The sequence below is a fragment of the Sphingobacterium corticibacterium genome, from assembly GCF_004208525.1.
Taxonomy (GTDB): domain Bacteria; phylum Bacteroidota; class Bacteroidia; order Sphingobacteriales; family Sphingobacteriaceae; genus Sphingobacterium; species Sphingobacterium corticibacterium.
On sequence record NZ_SGIT01000001.1, the window covers coordinates 658,156 to 676,399 of the forward strand.

The window sequence follows — 18,244 nt, forward strand, 5'->3', positions numbered from 1 at the left end:
AATAGAAAGATTAGCATTAACCCATATACGACAATGAATGTTCATTTTGTACAGCACGAAGTTTTTGAAGCACCTGGAGCCTATTTAGACTGGGCAAAGCAAAGAAAGCATAATGTTACCTTTTCTAAAGTGTATGAAAACCAACCTTTACCAGATACAGTGGATCATATGGACTTGTTGATTGTTATGGGCGGTCCACAAAGTCCGAATACAACAAGAGACGAATGTCCTCATTTTGATGCAATCGGAGAAAAAGCACTCATACGCAAAGCAGTTCATGCAGGCAAGGCAGTGATTGGGGTCTGTCTCGGTTCGCAGCTTATCGGTGAAGCGTTGGGCGCTCGTTACGACCACAGCCCTGAAAAAGAAATTGGTGTGTTTTCCATACAGCTTACAACCGATGGTTTGAAAGATGAAAAGATAAATCATTTTGGTGCCAATTTACCTGTTGGACATTGGCACAATGATATGCCCGGCCTTACATCGCAAAGCAAAATATTAGCGACAACTGTAGGTTGTCCAAGACAAATCGTAGCATATCATAATCTCGTTTATGGTTTTCAATGTCATATGGAACTTACACCAGCTGTTATAGAGTTGCTTATTGCAGAAGAATTAGATTTTTTGACAAATAATACCGCTTATCGGTATGTGCAGAAGCCTGATGAAATTCGAAGTTACGATCTCCATGAAATGAATGAAATGCTATTCCGGTTTCTTGATAAACTTGAAACGGAATATTTATTTTACAAGCGCTGATAATTTGTCTATCCTCATTCTACATTCGTCAGCGGGATACTCTTCTCCAACTTCACCGATTCCATCGTCACAGAATCGCTCAGTACGCGGTTGAACCACTCCTCGGATCGCTTCGTACCCGACTGTTCCATTAAGAAACGTCCGAGCTCGATTACTTCAGCATTGGCCATGCGTACTGAACCATGCGACTCAGCTTCACCTAATGATTCCAGATCGGTAGTGCCGTGTATGGTATAGGGCATTTTATAAATGATGCGAGCTCGCCCCATGGGGTTTCCGGCCTGACCGGGTTGCTTGTAACTTTGATCCTGTGCCCACTCGCTGTCAGGCGGTGTCCAGTCGGGATTCCAATCGATCTGGTGGATTTCGAATTCGCCCTGTGGTGTAGGATGTCCCTGTTTACCTACGGATATCGCATACCGCTTTATTGTGTCGTCTCCTTCCATTACATATAGTTGCCGCTGTGAAATGCTAATCAGCAATCTGGTTTCTGGTATCTCAGATTCCGTGTCTTTTTTTGTTGTAGGAGTTCTATCCCGGCAAGAACTGTAAAAAAATACCGTTAAAAACAAAAACATGTAGCGTGTCGTATGCATAATTCTGATCTTTAATTTTTCTACTATGCTCTACTATGCAAAAAATAAACCAAATTTGAGAACCATTCACATATTGCATCCACCGAAAGTCAGCTTATTGTCCGAAGGATACCCTTTAGAATCCGAAAACATGCTACACGAGGTTCCCAAAAACTGATCCCAGATTTTATAGGAAAGTAGAATCAAGATTAATCAGAACCTTTTAGGTGTCCCAATTGTTGAAGATACGGATATACCAATATTATGGACACTATTTCAGTAATTATAGAAACGCCTGCGGGCAGTGATCAAAAATATACATACGATTCTGTAAGTGGACGGATGAAACTAAAAAAAATGTTACCGGCAGGTATGGTCTTTCCTTTTGATTTTGGTTTTTTGCCAGGGACGAAGGGAGAAGACGGCGATCCCCTAGATGTCATAGTCTTATCTGAATCTAGTGCTTTTCCGACATGTGCGGTTGAATGCCGGGTAATTGGTGCGTTCGTGATCCATCAAGCAGAATCCAATGACAGCGATAAAATGATTCGGAATGATCGTTTTATTGCTGTATCTGTAGCTTCTCTCATATACAAAAAAGTCAACACGCTTAGGGATCTCCCGAAAGAACTTCGGGCGCAGCTGGAAGCATTCTTTACAAATTACATCGACCAAGAAGGAAAACGGCTCAAGGTTGAAAAGCAGATCCCTGCTGAACGGGCTTGGAAGCTTATTCACCGGTTTCAGGATAGGTTGGATAAAAGGCTTCTTTTTGAAATTTTCCTACCGCTGAAAAACAATAAGAATAGTGCATTTCCACAACACTATTTTGATGATTTACGCCATTTGCTTGTCAGAAAATTTGGAGGTGTTACCGTATATCAGCGGTCGCCTGTTACCGGTATCTGGGATAACCCAGAAGAAGGGCATGAACGAGACGAGCTGATTATATATGAAGTGATGTCTCCAACCGGAGAAGAGGTCTTTTGGACGCAGCTTAAAGCAGATTTAGCAAATCAGTTTAAGCAGGATAAACTCCTCATCCGGAGTTCCCGCATGAATATAATATAACAATAAATATGTGTGTAATCAAACCCAAGAAACGCCATTGATTTTTAAAAATCCAGAATCCGATTTTCCACAAATAATTTCTAATACAAAAATAATCCTTAAAGAGAAAGTTACACCTTGGAAACAAATTTTCTTAATCAACGTTCTTTACTAAGACGTTTTATGAGGATAATCAGAACGGTTCCGTGTCAAGTTGGATATAACATTTACGAATGACTAAAGCAATAATCACTTTTTTATCTTTTTATATAGTCGGGCTAAGTCTTTATGGACAGACACCTCATTTTGAACGATCTATTCTGCGTTCCAAGCTGGCAGATCCTTGGTCCATCGTGTATGGAGCAGACGACCATTTATGGATTACGGAGAGTAAAACCTACCGTGTTTTACGGATTGACCCGGAGACGAAGGATATGAAAGTGGTTCTTGATCTTAGTATGGCTCGCGAATTTCCACGTTATGATACCTTAGATTTAGACGACAAACCATGGCCACAAGGTGGGTTGATGGGGATGGTGCTCCATCCTAAATTTACGGAGGGAAGCCCCTATGTGTACCTAGCTTATATCTATAAGCACCTGTCAGGGAACGATTTTATGTCCAAACTATCGCGTTTTCGATATGATGAACATACAAATCTACTGCGTGATGAAGAGGTGATTGATCAGGAGATACCAGGTAGTAACGACCACAACGGGGGAAGGTTGGAATGGACGCAGCAGAATGGTAAATATTTTCTCTTTTATGCATTGGGTGATATGGGAGCGGGGCAGTATAGTAATGTAGGACGGGAGAATCATGCGCAAGACCTCAATCGTAAAGAAGGTAAGATATTGCGTTATAGTCTAGATTTTGCAACAAATAGTCCGCTTCACGGTTCTCCGGTTTATTCCTTTGGTCACCGCAATCCGCAAGGGCTTTCTTGGGCCAAGTCGGCTAATTTTTCTTATCTGTATTCTTGCGAGCATGGACCGATGTCTGATGATGAAATTAACTTGATTGAACAAGGTAAAAATTATGGACATCCCCTGATAGTAGGCTATGCTGATGGTAATTACAATGGGCTTGCAGCAGCCGTTTCCGACGATAAGAAGATACAGGGAGAATGGAATACTATGCTTCCTCTCATTGAGGATGAAGCGGCGACGGCAACCCTATGGGGAACTGAATATCGCGATCCACTCTACAGTTTTATGCCAACCGGCAATGACTCGCTACGTGTAAAGATGGAAAAAATAAGATCAGGCGAAAACCAAGATTGGCAGTCCATCGCGCCCAGCAGCCTCATATATTATAATCACAGGGGAATCCCGGCGTGGCAGAACAGTCTGCTCGTTACCAGCTTAAAACAAGGCGCTGTGTATCGGATAACACTTACTGCGGATGGAAGAGGTGTCCAAGGCGATCCGGAAAGATTATTCGCAGCGGATGTCCGTTATCGGGATATCTGTCTCTCGCCAGATGGAAGGAGGATTTATCTTATCACGGACCGATCAGCAGTAACCTCTGGTCCTACCGAAGAAAATCCCGATCATGCTGATCTTAGAGGTTGCTTGATCGAATATAGACTTAAGCCAATGTAAACAACTTCAGTTACGAAATTTTTGTGTGATCATCAAACCGTATATACCACCATCGAGGACACCAATTCCTACACGGCCAAATGTCTTTCGAAGGATATTGGCACGATGCCCCGGAGAATTCATCAGTCCTTCATGAGCCAAGGGAAGGGTTTGCGCAAGTGCCAAATTCTCGCCTGCGATGAGAAAACTAATATGAGCGGCGCGTATACGATCAAAAGGTGTCTTTCCTTCTGGTGAGATGTGAGAAAAATAACTTCTTGCAAACATATCTTCTGCGTGCTGGCGGGCTATTGGTGTTAATTCTTCGTCGAGCGTGAGTACCGACAGGTTTGCTTTGGTCCGCTCTTCGTTAATAAGTTTGAGCATTTGGACTTCTAAGTCTGGCCTGGGGGTTGGATTTTCCACCACAAAAGGAAGACTGAAACTTTCAGAGGATTCAGGCGCAATGGTCATTTTATTGATGGAACGGTTTACCGCCTCAAGCGCTGGTGTGAAGGGTTGCTCGATCCATACCAATCCGTTTGTCAACCGCTCTGCGATTTTGCTTTCCCGAGTTTGTAACGTCAACGTTTCCGAAAGGGGCATTAAAAGTAAAAGGCTGGCCGTGATAGCGGCATAGAGCAGTCCAGCGACGACACCGGGTATGAATCCAAAAATATTGTTCAAGCGGTGTTTCTGTATTTTTAACGGGATAGCGCTTAACGCTTTAGTAGCGAACAGCGCCAGCACGGAACCAACGATAAGCAATGTGAACAGGAAGGACAACGGCATTACCCATACACCGGTTGTGATATTTGCCTCAAAAAAATGAGCGACATGTCTATATAATGCGAATGTAATTAGTAAACTTCCCAACCAAGATACCAATCCCGCCATCCCAGCAAAGAACCCCCTAGTTACCCCATTCCATATGGAAGCTAAGAAGATAAGCAAAAGTATTATATCGATCATGTTCATACAGTTTCAATAGGACAATTAATACGATTAAATGTTTTTATCATAGAATAAAACAAACTTTTTAAAAGGAATAAACTACCAACTTTTTAAGAGAAACTTGCAGAATGCCGCTACAGAATTAGAGAGTCTCACGTGCATCGCATGCTCTTCTTTTGTAACTTCGTAAAAATAGCGAAGTAAAAATAGGGGATAGTGTTAAGCAATAGACAACAGGATGTAAGTGAAAATATTATTATAATGGCGCACAAACATATATATGATGCACAGGGTAGACAACTTTGTTGCACACGAGAAGAAGAAAAAATATATACCAAAGCAGGTGCGAAAGAAATTATTCATAATGAAGGTTGTTGTAGTGGCGATGATCATGGACACGATCATTCGAACGTTAACGACAGCGTTTTTAAATTGTTTCTGCCTGCTATTATTTCCCTCTTATTATTGTTGGCAGGTATAGCTATGGACAATTGGTTCCTGCAGACCTGGTTTACGGATGGGGTAAGGATTATCTGGTATGTAGCCGCCTATGTTCCAGTAGGGCTACCCGTACTCAAAGAAGCCGTGGAAAGCATCGGCAAGGGGGAAGTTTTTTCGGAGTTCTTTTTGATGGGCCTTGCTACTATTGGGGCGTTTGCCATTGGAGAATATCCAGAAGGCGTTGCCGTAATGCTGTTCTACAGCGTCGGCGAAGTATTCCAGACTTTGGCGGTCTCAAGGGCAAAATCCAATATCAAATCGTTGCTTGACCAAAGGCCCGATGAAGTCACTGTTTTAAGAGATAATGAACCACAGATAGTCAAAGCAGAATCCGTAAATATCGGTGAAACCATACAGCTGAAACCTGGAGAAAAATTGGGTCTGGATGGAGAATTGTTATCGGATTCGGCGTCGTTCAATACCTCAGCGTTAACGGGAGAAAGCAAACCCGATACAAAAAATAAGAGTGAAACGGTGTTGGCAGGAATGATAAATTTAAATACCGTATCACACGTAAAAGTAACCACAGCCTATAGTGATAGCAAGTTAAGCAAGATTTTGGAACTGGTACAGAACGCCACTTCTCAAAAAGCGCCTACGGAATTGTTTATCCGTAAGTTCGCCAAAATCTATACGCCTATTGTTGTATTCCTCGCTATTGGAATTGCGCTCCTACCAGCTCTGTTTGTTTCGGATTATGTTTTTGCCGACTGGCTATACAGGGCACTGATATTTCTGGTAATTTCCTGTCCTTGTGCACTGGTGATCAGTATCCCTCTAGGCTATTTTGGTGGAATTGGTGCCGCGAGCCGAAACGGAATATTATTTAAAGGAAGTAACTTTTTAGATGTGCTTGCCAATATCCAAAATGTCGTGATGGACAAGACAGGGACAATGACCGAGGGCGTTTTCAAAGTACAGGAGGTGAATTTTAATACAGCATTTGACAAAGAGGAAATACTTCAGATGGTTAATACTTTAGAAAGTCACAGCACGCATCCTGTAGCAACTGCTATTCATGAATACGTTGGAAAACCGAGTAATGAAATTAGGTTGGAAAACACAGAAGAAATCGCCGGACACGGACTAAAATCGACTGTCAATGGAAACGATATATTGGTCGGAAATTTCAAACTGATGGATAAATTTGAAATTCAATATGATTTAGATCCTAATAGCATCGTTTATACGACTATTGCCGTTGCTTACGATAATAAATTTGTCGGTTATATCACCATTGCAGACACGATAAAAGAAGATGCGCGGGAGACTATCAATTTACTGCATAGACTCCATGTTAAAGCGACGATGCTTAGTGGAGATAAAAGTACCGTGGTAAAGCATGTAGCGGAGCAATTGGGTATAGATAATGCTTTTGGTGATTTATTACCGGAGGACAAGGTGAACAAAGTAAAAGAAATCAAAGCCAAGGGCGAAAGTGTTGCTTTTGTCGGAGATGGTGTGAATGATGCGCCTGTAGTGGCGCTAAGTGATGTTGGAATCGCGATGGGCGGGCTAGGAAGCGACGCGACGATCGAAACAGCTGATGTCGTGATACAGGACGATAGGCCCAGCAAAATTCCTATGGCAATCAACATTGGAAAACAGACAAAGAAAATCGTTTGGCAGAACATCGGATTGGCTTTTGGTGTGAAAGCGATTGTACTTATCCTGGGAGCAGGGGGACTAGCTACGATGTGGGAAGCGGTGTTTGCCGATGTTGGGGTAGCGTTATTAGCCATATTGAATGCCATACGGATACAACGGATGAAGTTTTGAGATCTACGAGAATTTAGGTGCTGCTTTTGCTCCTAAAACGGAAAAACCGCTTCTATTCGAAATAGAAGCGGTTTTTGAAGTACCTAGGGCGGGAATCGAACCCGCACTCCCTTAACGGGAACAGGATTTTAAGTCCTGCGTGTCTACCAGTTCCACCACCTAGGCAACTGAGCGAAAGACGAGATTCGAACTCGCGACCCCAACCTTGGCAAGGTTGTGCTCTACCAACTGAGCTACTTTCGCTTGCGACGATGCAAATATAGAGAGAAAATCTTATTCCAAAAATTATTTTTGTGCTTTTTAATACGATCCACGCTAACCATCTAAAAATGTGCGTAATATTTTTCTTACCAAAGACTATAAAATAGACGGTGATAGTTAAATGGTGCAATATTTGCTTATTTTTGTCGAAGATCAATATTTGTTATGAGGCAATTGTATTTGTTTGTTCTGGTATTAGTTGGTATAATAGGCACTGGGGAAAGAGGGTACGCCGATACTTATCCCGAAGTTGTCTTCGACAATAGTTTAGTAAAAGGCATTTATGCCAAAAGTAAAGTAGATTATCAAGGACGTTCTTGGGTGGAGAATCTGAATCATCATCTATTGGTGTCTGATACTTTGTTTTTCACACCAGGTAATGCACTTTCTCTGCAATATAAATCCGCTATTGATGGTGATTGGCAGGTCGATTTACAATATAGTCGACAAAAACTCCATTATCAGGTGGAACGTTCAGATTATCTCGTGCTCAAATTGTTTATTAAGTCCGAGAATACAAAAGCAGATAACTTACCTAAAATAAGCATTCGGCAGAAACAGTCGGAAACGGATCAGTTGGAATTGGCTTCGTATATAAAGAATCTCGACTACAATAAATGGATCGACGTTCGGATTCCGATAGCCGACTTTAAAAACTTATACGTCAAAGAATCTATTACGACACTGCGTTTTGCTCAGAACGGTACAGACGATGGGATGCATTATCTTTTTATTGATCAAGTCGAGTTTCTGGCAAAAGATGTCTCGCGGGTAAAACTTTCTTCGCCCGCTATACTTTCGTCAGCGACAGCGTATGATAAACAAGTCCATTTGCAATGGCAATTACCCTTAACTCCCTCTATCCGCTATATTAAAATATATCGATCTGAGGATAATCAGAATTTTCAAGCGGTTGGTATACGCCCAATATCAATGCAGGGATGTTTGGATTATGTGTCTGAAGTAAATAAAACTTATCAATATAAAATTACATGGGTAGACTATAATTACGAAGAATCACCTTTTTCCGAGGTAAGAGAGATAAAGACGAAACTGTTGCAGAAAACGGAGTTGTTGGATCTAGTACAGGGAGCACATGTTAATTATTTCGCGGAAAACTACGATATCAATAGTGGTATGTATCTACCATTTCGTATGAAAGAACGTGCGGTTGTATCGGTAAAGGAAAGTGGGAATGCTATATTAAGTCTCCTTGTGGGAGTGGAAAAGCAGCGAATTAACCGGTCGTTAGCGGTAGGACGCATTTCGCGTATGGTCTATTTTTTGGCCAAAGCTCAGAATCATCTCGGCGTCTTTCCTGCTTATTTTGATGGTCGCACAGGTTTGCCTGAACACCGAGATAATGAAGCTACTTACGATATTTTAGCTACGTCTTCGATGATAGAAGCGTTATTGGTCGCACGTCAATATTTTTCAAAAAATGATGATGTAGAAGTGGATCTGCGAAAAAGAATAACGGCACTTTGGGAAAATATTAAATGGAATCAGCTGCTGGCAGAAGGTTATAGCGATGTATTGGTGGAAAAAATATCTGTAGTGGACACGTCGTATCATTATCCAACACTTGGCGGGATCAACGAATCCATGAATGCCTATTTATTGGCAATGAGTTCTCCAAAGTATGCGATTCCACTTTCGGCTTACGAAAATGGTATTAAAAATATAGATTTGACCTATTCATCAGATTATAATAAGATGGACAGTTTGGCCAAAGATACCGTTATGGCTCTTATGCGGAGCTTCCGATTAGCTATTAATCCTCTTCAAAACAGACCGGAGAATATGGCAAACAGAGTTTCTGTATTCCAAGATACAATGATGTATGGCGAACATCTCTTATTTGGATTTTCGGGATCGACTTTACTAGACCTATACAAGCCATTTTTTACGATTGATCCGAAGTTACTTCGAGACAGCGCGATCAATTATGAAGAAGCGATACGTAATTATATTAAAGTACGGAAACGCCGCGATAATGAAATAGGAGTAGGATCCACCAATTCTGATGTGTGGGGCTTCTATCAGCGTATGGATAGTATTGGAAGCTATCGTATTAATCCTGCGATTGCTCCCTCTTCCATGTTTATATTAAATGAAGAAGGGGAGAAAGCGGTGCTGGCATTGTACCATAACTATGGTGAAAACTTTTTTACAGAATATGGATTCCGTGCGTGGCTTGATTTACGAAACAACGACGTGTCGGACGAATATTTCGCCACAAACCAAGCCGCAATCACGGTTTGTCTAGAAAATGCGCGCTCAGGATTGATATGGAATTTATACAAAGAGATACCGGAGATCAAAGTATTGTTAACAAAACTATTTGGGGAGGACAAATGAAGATGAAAATTCTTATATTTACAGCATAACTTAAAGCAAATTTCATGAAATATCTAGGTACTGTGGCATTTTCCGTTATCGTTGCTCTTGGTGTAACATCTTGTAAGCAACAAGCTATTATGGTCAATCCTGGCGCGGTTGTTTCCAAGGATGGAACGGACGACGGTTTAAAAAATGTAAAAGGTGAGTTTAAAGATGCTACTCGTACAGACGAAGGAATTAAATTTACGCTTTCTTCGGATGTCCTGTTTCCGACCAACTCTTCTTTTCTAACCGATAAGGCAAAGATAGAATTGAGTAAGCTATCGAAATTGTTGATCAACGATACAACGAAAAAGGTTCGTGTAGACGGGCATACTGATGCTACTGGCGAAGCAGGCTACAACCAATGGTTATCTGAAAAAAGAGCAGCTTCGGTTAAAAAGTTTTTAGAGGATGCAGGAGTTTCGTCGTCGCGCATCAGTACGCAAGGTCTTGGGCAAACGATGCCAGTCGCCGATAATAAAACACCAGAAGGTCGTCAACAGAACAGACGGGTTGAAGTGGTGATTTTGAACTAACTATCTAATAAGAAATAAGAAAACTGTTATTTGACAGGATCAGAAATAGTCTAGGCTAGTTAGATAGCAGTTTTTTAGTTGTAAACATCCAGCCTGATATGAAGAATGTGTTTCTCTACCTTTATTCCTGTTCAAACATTTTCGTATTGGCGGAAATATAATAATTTTTGTATCGGATGATGTCACGGGAGTTGGTAATATATTTTACAGCGACATTTTTAAACAAGTAAGCGGTCGCCCGCTCTTCCATCGTGCGAAGAAAAAACTCAAAATCTTTATACAGCTCTTTTCGTATTTCCTTTGTGAATTTGCTGTTTTTGACAATAGCCATAAACTGCTCGTTATCGATTTTAAATGTAATGCTATCTATGCCGTCTCGATAGAAATACAATAAGGGGGTCGTTAATTCATTTAAAAAAATAGCAAAGCCGACCTCGTCTTCCTTTATTTTGATAACGAAGGCATGGAAATGTACCGTTCCAATTTTTTGATCGTCTATGGCGATTAGTTTAGTGAACATAAAACATTTTTAGGTATTATCTGTTAAATATACAATTTAAATACCTAAAAAATAGGGGCGATTATTATCTCAAAAGTGGAAATACATTATAGTAGACGAATTAAATATATTTGTTACATGCAGCAATGCAGTTAGATTGAATTATAATCAATTTATCTACACTTAAATGATAAAAGCGTATTAACACAGAAAAGCGCCTCCTAGTATAAAACTTAATTTGATAAAATGGAAATAAGTGTGATAGGCGGAGGAAGTTGGGCTACCGCTTTGGTTAAAATATTGACGGAGAATAAAGTAAATGTATCATGGTACTTGCGTAGAAAAGAACAGGTAAATATGATTAATGCCGATGGCGTAAATCCCGATTACCTCACTTTTGTTAGACTGAATACAGCTTATTTAAAGGCATCTACAGACTTGGCTGAGGTTATCCAGCAAACCAATAAAATTTTGTTTGTTGTACCCAGTGCCCATTTTCCATCGGTATGTAGTCAGATTGATAGCGATCTCATTCAAGATAAATCCGTTATCACTTCTATTAAAGGTACCGTCGGACCGGATAATGACTTACCTTCAGCTTATATTGCGAATCGCTTTAAGATATCGGAAAACAAACAGGCAATTCTGGCAGGCCCTTGTCACGCAGAAGAGATTGCAATGGGAAAGAAGACTTATATGACCATCGGTTCACCAAATGAAGTATTACTAAGAAACTTAAAGCCATATTTTGAAAGATTTTATCTTCAAGTCAATGTTAGCGATGATAGCGTAGGAATGGAGTATGCCGCTATATTCAAAAATGTTATTGGGCTGGTATGTGGTATCGCGAAAGGATTAAACTACGGTGATAATTTTATAGCGGTATTGGTATCTAATGCTATTTATGAGCTAGAACAATTATTAAAGAGTGTACATGTAAATGCGAAGCGTATTGCGTGTTCTGGATATTTAGGTGATTTATTAGTAACAGGTTATTCTAGCCACAGCCGCAACCGTACATTTGGCGAACTAATTGGACGTGGTTATAGTGTTGAGCAAACACAGCGCTTGATGTCGATGGTTGCGGAAGGATATGGCGCAACCAAAGGTATTTATCAAACAGCGAAAGAATTAGGCCTCAATTTACCGATAGTGAATACAGCTTATCGGATTTTATACAGACACATGTCGGCAGCAGCCGAATTTAAATTATTAGAAAGGAATATGATATGATGCTATTGGCAACAGATTTAGATGGAACATTTTTAGGGGGAAGTATGGAAAACAGACTGCGTCTGTACCGTTTAATAAAACAGCTGACGGATATACAGTTGGTTTTTGTAACTGGACGTGGCATTGAATCCGTAATCCCTTTACTTAACGACCCGCTCATTCCTCGCCCCAATTATATTATTGCCGATGTCGGTGCGACCGTTGTCAATGGATTGACATTGGACGCTGTTGAAGGTATTCAGGGAGAGATTGAGCAGAAATGGCCGTCTCCGTATGACATTCGGACGAAAGTATTGGAAAACACATCTGTTGTTTACCAGGAAGTGCCACAGCAAAGGCGTTGTTCTTTTTATTATGATACAGAAACAGATTTGGATAATATTCAAGAAATAGCAAAGAGTTTCGATTGTGATGTGATTACATCAGTAGATAAATATTTAGACATTTTGCCGAAAGGTGTCAATAAAGGTAGTACGCTGAAAGCGCTAGTGGAGTATCTGCATATTAATGAAGAAGAAGTTTTGGTGGCGGGAGATACCTTGAACGACTTGTCATTATATGATACAGGATATAAAGGTGTTGTTGTCGGAAAAGCTGAGCCAGCTTTGAGTACATATACCGCAGCTTACGAAAATGTCTATCATGCTTCCTCGCCAGGTGCAGGCGGTATTATCGAAGCGTTGTCAAATTTAGAACGTTTTCAAAAATACGCTAAATCTGTTGAAGAACGTGAGATGAAGCAATCTAAAAAAGCATCAAACCAACTGGTTGTTGTCTATCATAGACTGCCGTTTGAACAAGAGACTGTCAATGGAAAAACCATTAGGGTTGCCCCTAAAAGTCCCAATGGCATCATTCCTTCGCTATTGGGTCTATTTGAAAAAGGTCGTTCTGGTATTTGGATTGGAGAAGAAGTAAAGCAGAAAGATAATACAGACGTGCCAAATCAATTGATTGACGAGGATAATTATCCTAACTTGATTGCCGCTACAATCAGTCTATCCAAACGGGATATTGATCAATTTTATCGTGTTTTTTCTAAAGAAGCCTTTTGGCCTACTATTTTCTCTTTTGTAGATAAAGCTAAATTCAATCACGACGATTGGGATCATTATCTAAAAATCAATCGAATCTTTGCAGAGCGTATAGCGAAAGAAGCTGATCAAGATGCATTAGTCTGGATTCACGAATATAACCTATGGATGGTTCCTGCCTATTTGAAACCGCTACGCCCAGATTTAAAAATTGGATTTTTCCACCATACATCGTTTCCGGCGGCCGATATTTTTAATATTATACCATGGCGTAAGGAAATTATAGGTAGTCTGCTGTTATGTGATTTTATTAGTTTCCATATTCCGCGCTACGTTGAAAATTTTGTAGACGTATTGCGATCGCATACACCGTTTAAAGTTCTCAAGAAAATCAACGCCGCAAAACAGTTTTTAACGTATAGTTGTGCGTTAGGCGTTAATGAAATGACTAAAACACTAGATATTGATGGCCGCAAAATTCGTTTGGGAGCCCAGCCAGTAGGCGTCAATATGGAAAAAATTTGTTCTATAATAGAAGAACAGGATGTAAAAAAATATATAGCCAATACACGCGCACAAAAATCAACGACAACTTTAAGTACAATTCTTTCCGTAGAGCGTCTTGACTATGTAAAAGGGCCGCTGGAAAAAATTCATGCATTTGGCGAATTTCTTGAAGAATATCCCGAGTATCGAGGAAAGGTAGAACTTATTAATATTTGTACCCCGCCTTCACAAGGTATGAAAATTTATGACGATATACGTGATGAGGTTAATCGAGCTGTAGGCGAGATCAACGGCCGTTTTGCTACGATGGAGTGGGTTCCTATTCAATATTTTTACAGATCGTTGCCTTTTAGAGAAGTGGTGAAGCTCTATGCCATCAGTGATATTGCTTGGATCACGCCATTAAGAGATGGCTTAAATCTTGTTGCAAAAGAATATGTGGCTGTTCAAGGACGTATAAGTGGGTCGGGGGCACTAGTCCTTTCAGAATTTGCCGGCGCATCTGTTGAACTTCCTTATGCGATCCTAACCAACCCTTATGATATGAAGAGTATGAAAGAAAGTTTATTAAAGGCGTTATTAATGCCGAAAGACGAGCGTACTGCGCGTATGAATAGGTTGTATGACCAGGTAAATTACTACGACATACACTATTGGGGAAAAGATTTCGTAAAGGAGCTGGAAAAGAGTGTGAAATAGCTTTCAAAGAAGTGCCTTACAAAATTTTGTAAGGCACTTCTTTGAAAGCTAGTATTTATTTAGAATTTTTCCGTTTCTCAATCTGTTTCTCTACATCATCTAAAACAAGCCCCACAAAGTCTACGTCGTTAAGTTTAGATGCTAGATTGAGTGCGCCGGGACTAAAAACGTTTATTTCCATTATTTTATCGCCAACAATATCAAGCCCCACGAAATACATGCCGTCTTCTTTAAGTTTTCCCGTGACTTTTGAGACCGTAGCTAAAATTGTATCGTCAATATTTGCCTGTTGGGCGCTTCCCCCTTGATGAATATTGCTCCGGATATCTCCTTTTTGCTGTACACGGTTGACAGCGGCATATTTTCCATCGACTTGTATCGGGTCACCATTTAATAGAAAAAAGCGAATATCGCCATTTGCTGCATCCGGCAAATACTCCTGTGCTAGTAGATAGCCATCACGTGTGATGACTTCGACCGTTTGTTTTAAGTTATGCCGTTCATCTTCTTTGACCAAGAAAACATTTTTACCTCCAGACCCCGTTAACGGCTTAAGGATAATCTTATTGTTTTGTTGATCTAAAAAAGAAACTACATCCTGATAGGAGCGGGTAATTATGGTTTTTGGGCGAATTTCTTTTGGAAAATACTCCAAATAGAATTTGTTTGTCGCTTCCACTAATTTATCGGGGTCGTTAATAACCCATGTTCCTCTCCGTTTGATAAGTTGCGCAAATTGGAGTGCTGTCGGAGATGCCCATGGACGATTGATCATATCGACAACGGGGTCGTAACGAAGCCAAAGTACATCCATATCATAAGCATCGACGTACTCTTTTTCCCGGTCGCGGAGCATCTCCAGTAATTCTTCTGGGTCTTCTACTTCTTCCGTTGGTTTTAACACACGGCAATATGCTCCTACGTTATCTTCATTGTGATAAGTGAAGTCAGCTAAACCGATATAAAGCACGGTATGTCCGCGCTTATGCGCTTTAAAAGCTAACAAAGTGGTTGTAAATACGGTTTCCTCTTTGTGAGTTTGGTTGATTACGAATGCGATGTTCATATATCTTCTTTAATATTAGTAATTAATCATTTTAAAAATGCTGGCAAATTGATTTAAATCTTTTAGTTTTTCCGTATAGGGCTCATGTAAGTAGCGCGGCTTAATGCGTGGAGGCCGCAATACACCACGTTGAATCAAATCGTGTACGATAGGCAAGTAATCCTCTCTTATCTTTCCGATTGTCAACAAATTCAGATCTTTCCCTTCTTGTATATATTGAATGAGCTCTTTAAATCCCTGTAAGTAAGCGGTGTCTTTTGTGAGTCCTCCTGAGCGATATACGCGCATGGTCATGGTAAAAGAAGTGTTGGTACTAAAACCATACTCTTCGTGCAACATATCAAATGTTTCCACAAATGAATGCCCCAGTAACATATGTTGTACAGCGATAACACGTCCTGCCAATATGCGTAACCGTTCATTCGTAAGGCCTCCAACTAAATATTCCGCAAGAACCGCAAGCCCTTCTTGCAACTGTTCATATCCCGGAACCCCTAAACGAAAGAAACTAAAAGGTTGTTCTTTTCCGTTGAAATACGTGATAATATGGGTGCCCACTTCATGCTGGATGAGTGCAAGCGCCCGCCGCTTACTTATTTTATATTGCTTACTGATATTGAGAACCCCATGGTTCACCATAACACCAGCGATGTCATCACGTACACGTACACTGGTTTTGAAGGTAGGGGATTGTTGTTGAAGAAAAGATATTTCCTCCTCTGCTAACTGAGCAAATGCTTTGGCATCTAGATATTCTTCTTCTGGTTTTTGTCGATCCGGTTGTGCAATACTATCGATGGCTGTGAGCACGGCTTTTGCCAAATCGTATAATTGTTCGTCTACATTACCAAAAACCATCAAGCTTCCATATTTGAAATCCGATGTACCTCGCGAAGCTAGCATGGTCATCATATCGTCGAGTTCCCGCCGCTTATCTCTGAAAAGATAAGCTATTGTAGGGTCGTAGATATCTTCAATACGTAGGTTATACAAGTTTCGCTTCACGATATCGGGATCGATCGGAATAGGACGATAATGAAAAATAGGCGCTTTTCGGTATTTATCTTTCTTGAACTGTAACCATGCCTCATGTGAATTAGTCGGCGTAACTAACAACAGAAAATCAAATTTTTGGCTTTCCTTTGCGAGTGCCCGGTCGATATCGTATATTTCGGAATAGAGTTTTTCTTGGCCTTTCATTTTAAACTCTGTCGCCTTGGCCGTGGTATACAGTCGTACAAATTCAAAGAATGAGCGCGAAAGACCTTTTGCTAAAGATTCCCGAAAAATTCGCGCCAATAATGGTAAGTGTACGCCATCGATGTCTTCATACGTTTTGCGAACGGAGATACCAAGAGAAAGGACTATGTTACTTTTTGTATCGTCAGTGTTGACCAAAAGCGGAAGCCGGGGCGGTCTTGGCAGTTTCGTTTCTTTCTTGAGTTCAACGGAGATCTCCGGTGCCTCCGTTTCTATATTTTTCTTTAAATACTCCGCTAATACCAATGCGTTTTTTTGTGAAAGATGAATTGCGATATCCGTATCTTGATCTATTGGAGCATTCCAAACTTCAATGAGTAAGCAGGTACCAAACTCATTCGCGAGTGCTGTTGCCAACTTTGGAATCCAGAGGCTTAATTGATCGTCATCGTTATTTGGCAAAAAGATAACACTGGCCAATTCCGATTTTGTCAATTCCGACAACATGCGGTCTTTACCCGAATCGGGTACGCGATAAATAAATAAATAGGGGACTATTTTATTAAAGATAATTTTTCCCTTATTGGGGATTTGTTTATGTATGGGCGTTCGGTTTTTAATTGCCCGTAGTAGTTGAGGCAATATTTTGTCTTTAAACTCCATATATATCTATTTTTTGCAAATCTTTTAATGTGTGAAGCAACAACTGTTTGTATTCAAGAATAACAGGTTGGTAAGGAAGGCCCGTCCATTCATTCATGAAATCTTTTCGATATTCTATCGATAATACACAACCCCGGTCACCAAATTTCTGAAGAATATGTTGTGCTAAATATCCACCTTTAAATTTTACATTCTCCCGAATATCGATAGCTTCTCCTAAAAGTTGCTGATCCTGTACGCTTTTTATGAAACCATCAATTACATATCTCCATTTTTCATTATTATAATATGTTCCTAGGTTTATCTGTGGATTGACTTTTTTGTCTATTGGTTGTTCTTCGCTGATTCGTCGTGCATTATAGGAATGAATGTCCAAAGCTACAAAAAAGCCGTGCTTATCAATGGTGTGTTGGATATAATTGTCCAGTTGTTGATAGAATTTCTTGTGCTCCTCATAGAGCTTTTGTAAAATGGTGGAGGGTAATGTATCTTTCCAAACATTCAATCCCCAAGCTTGTTCAGGACGGAGGTATACCGAATCTTCTTCCTTACGGTTAACATCCAATTGAAAGCGCGAGGTAGCTACAAAAAGTTGGTTGATAGGCAATTCTGCCATCGAGGCAGTATAAGGGTCTTCTTCTCTTAAACGTTGGGTTTCATCTAACAGGATAAATTGCTCGACAGCTGGATCAACCTGATGTCCATCATGGATAGCAAATGTCCAGAATGGGCTGTCGACAAGCTTTACACTGTATTGAAATAATGGCGTCATAACTACTTTGTCTTTTTTTAAATAATAACATGTTAATCGACAAATAGTTTTATGCGTTGCGTATAGGGAAACGGAGAGAAATGGATTAGATAAAATTAAAAATTATGCTGCTGAAAAAGAAAGAGCGGAAACAAAAGCGAAATAAAGTAGTTTTATAAAGTAATTCCTAAAACATACTTTTGTGAAGG

The 18,244-nt window shown here is 40.3% G+C and carries 14 protein-coding genes and 2 tRNA genes; 8 read left to right on the forward strand and 8 right to left on the reverse strand.

Annotated features, from left to right (window positions below; genetic code table 11):
• The first annotated feature begins 33 nt into the window (after positions 1–33).
• Positions 34–759 carry a glutamine amidotransferase-related protein gene (locus EWE74_RS02670; RefSeq protein ID WP_130139988.1) on the forward strand — a complete coding sequence of 242 codons (726 nt, stop codon included), beginning with the start codon at positions 34–36 and terminating at the stop codon, positions 757–759.
• Between the two features lie 14 nt (positions 760–773).
• Here EWE74_RS02670 and EWE74_RS02675 read toward each other — a convergent pair whose 3' ends face one another.
• Entirely contained in the window at positions 774–1,355 is a 582-nt protein-coding gene (locus EWE74_RS02675; RefSeq protein ID WP_130139989.1) for a L,D-transpeptidase, read from the reverse strand.
• A gap of 243 nt (positions 1,356–1,598) precedes the next feature.
• Between EWE74_RS02675 and EWE74_RS02680 the strand changes: the two genes are divergently transcribed.
• Complete coding sequence (locus tag EWE74_RS02680; RefSeq protein WP_130139990.1) at positions 1,599–2,405, forward strand: inorganic diphosphatase; 807 nt, start codon at positions 1,599–1,601, stop codon at positions 2,403–2,405.
• 212 nt (positions 2,406–2,617) lie between these two features.
• The gene (locus tag EWE74_RS02685) at positions 2,618–3,988 is read left to right on the forward strand and encodes a PQQ-dependent sugar dehydrogenase (protein WP_130139991.1); all 1,371 of its coding nucleotides are present in this window, start codon (positions 2,618–2,620) and stop codon (positions 3,986–3,988) included.
• Positions 3,989–3,994: 6 nt separating this feature from the next.
• Here the strand turns inward: EWE74_RS02685 and EWE74_RS02690 are convergent, their stop codons facing one another.
• A complete protein-coding gene (locus tag EWE74_RS02690; RefSeq protein WP_206365121.1) occupies positions 3,995–4,939 on the reverse strand; it encodes a CvpA family protein in 945 nt (314 codons plus the stop codon).
• A gap of 243 nt (positions 4,940–5,182) precedes the next feature.
• Here EWE74_RS02690 and EWE74_RS02695 point away from each other — a divergent pair, with 243 nt between their 5' ends.
• On the forward strand, positions 5,183–7,201 hold the full coding sequence (locus tag EWE74_RS02695) for a heavy metal translocating P-type ATPase (protein ID WP_130139993.1): 2,019 nt from the start codon (positions 5,183–5,185) through the stop codon (positions 7,199–7,201).
• An 80-nt stretch (positions 7,202–7,281) separates the two neighbouring features.
• On the opposite strand, the gene EWE74_RS02700 is transcribed toward EWE74_RS02695, so the two are convergent.
• Positions 7,282–7,366 (reverse strand) — tRNA-Leu (locus tag EWE74_RS02700).
• Positions 7,367–7,371: 5 nt separating this feature from the next.
• A tRNA-Gly gene (locus EWE74_RS02705) sits at positions 7,372–7,444 on the reverse strand.
• 183 nt (positions 7,445–7,627) lie between these two features.
• Here EWE74_RS02705 and EWE74_RS02710 point away from each other — a divergent pair.
• Positions 7,628–9,823 (forward strand): glucoamylase family protein, encoded by a 2,196-nt coding sequence (locus tag EWE74_RS02710; RefSeq protein WP_130139994.1) that lies wholly within the window; start codon positions 7,628–7,630, stop codon positions 9,821–9,823.
• 44 nt (positions 9,824–9,867) lie between these two features.
• A complete protein-coding gene (locus EWE74_RS02715) occupies positions 9,868–10,383 on the forward strand; it encodes an OmpA family protein (protein WP_130139995.1) in 516 nt (171 codons plus the stop codon).
• A 121-nt stretch (positions 10,384–10,504) separates the two neighbouring features.
• Here the strand turns inward: EWE74_RS02715 and EWE74_RS02720 are convergent, their stop codons facing one another.
• The gene (locus EWE74_RS02720) at positions 10,505–10,903 is read right to left on the reverse strand and encodes a hypothetical protein (protein ID WP_130139996.1); all 399 of its coding nucleotides are present in this window, start codon (positions 10,901–10,903) and stop codon (positions 10,505–10,507) included.
• 225 nt (positions 10,904–11,128) lie between these two features.
• Here EWE74_RS02720 and EWE74_RS02725 point away from each other — a divergent pair, with 225 nt between their 5' ends.
• Positions 11,129–12,115, forward strand: coding sequence for an NAD(P)H-dependent glycerol-3-phosphate dehydrogenase (locus tag EWE74_RS02725; RefSeq protein ID WP_130139997.1), 987 nt, complete (start codon positions 11,129–11,131; stop codon positions 12,113–12,115).
• Complete coding sequence (gene ggpS / locus EWE74_RS02730) at positions 12,112–14,355, forward strand: glucosylglycerol-phosphate synthase (protein ID WP_239018532.1); 2,244 nt, start codon at positions 12,112–12,114, stop codon at positions 14,353–14,355. Before EWE74_RS02725 ends, ggpS begins: the two co-directional genes overlap by 4 nt.
• Positions 14,356–14,410: 55 nt before the next feature.
• On the opposite strand, the gene EWE74_RS02735 is transcribed toward ggpS, so the two are convergent.
• From EWE74_RS02735 to EWE74_RS02745, 3 genes are read right to left on the reverse strand one after another with little or no spacing between them, the layout of a single operon-like run.
• The gene (locus EWE74_RS02735; RefSeq protein WP_130139998.1) at positions 14,411–15,421 is read right to left on the reverse strand and encodes an ATP-grasp domain-containing protein; all 1,011 of its coding nucleotides are present in this window, start codon (positions 15,419–15,421) and stop codon (positions 14,411–14,413) included.
• A gap of 15 nt (positions 15,422–15,436) precedes the next feature.
• A complete protein-coding gene (locus tag EWE74_RS02740; protein WP_130139999.1) occupies positions 15,437–17,284 on the reverse strand; it encodes a flavohemoglobin expression-modulating QEGLA motif protein in 1,848 nt (615 codons plus the stop codon).
• Complete coding sequence (locus EWE74_RS02745) at positions 17,274–18,056, reverse strand: N-formylglutamate amidohydrolase (RefSeq protein WP_130140000.1); 783 nt, start codon at positions 18,054–18,056, stop codon at positions 17,274–17,276. The genes EWE74_RS02740 and EWE74_RS02745 overlap by 11 nt, the downstream gene beginning before the upstream one ends.
• Between the last annotated feature and the right edge of the window lie 188 nt (positions 18,057–18,244).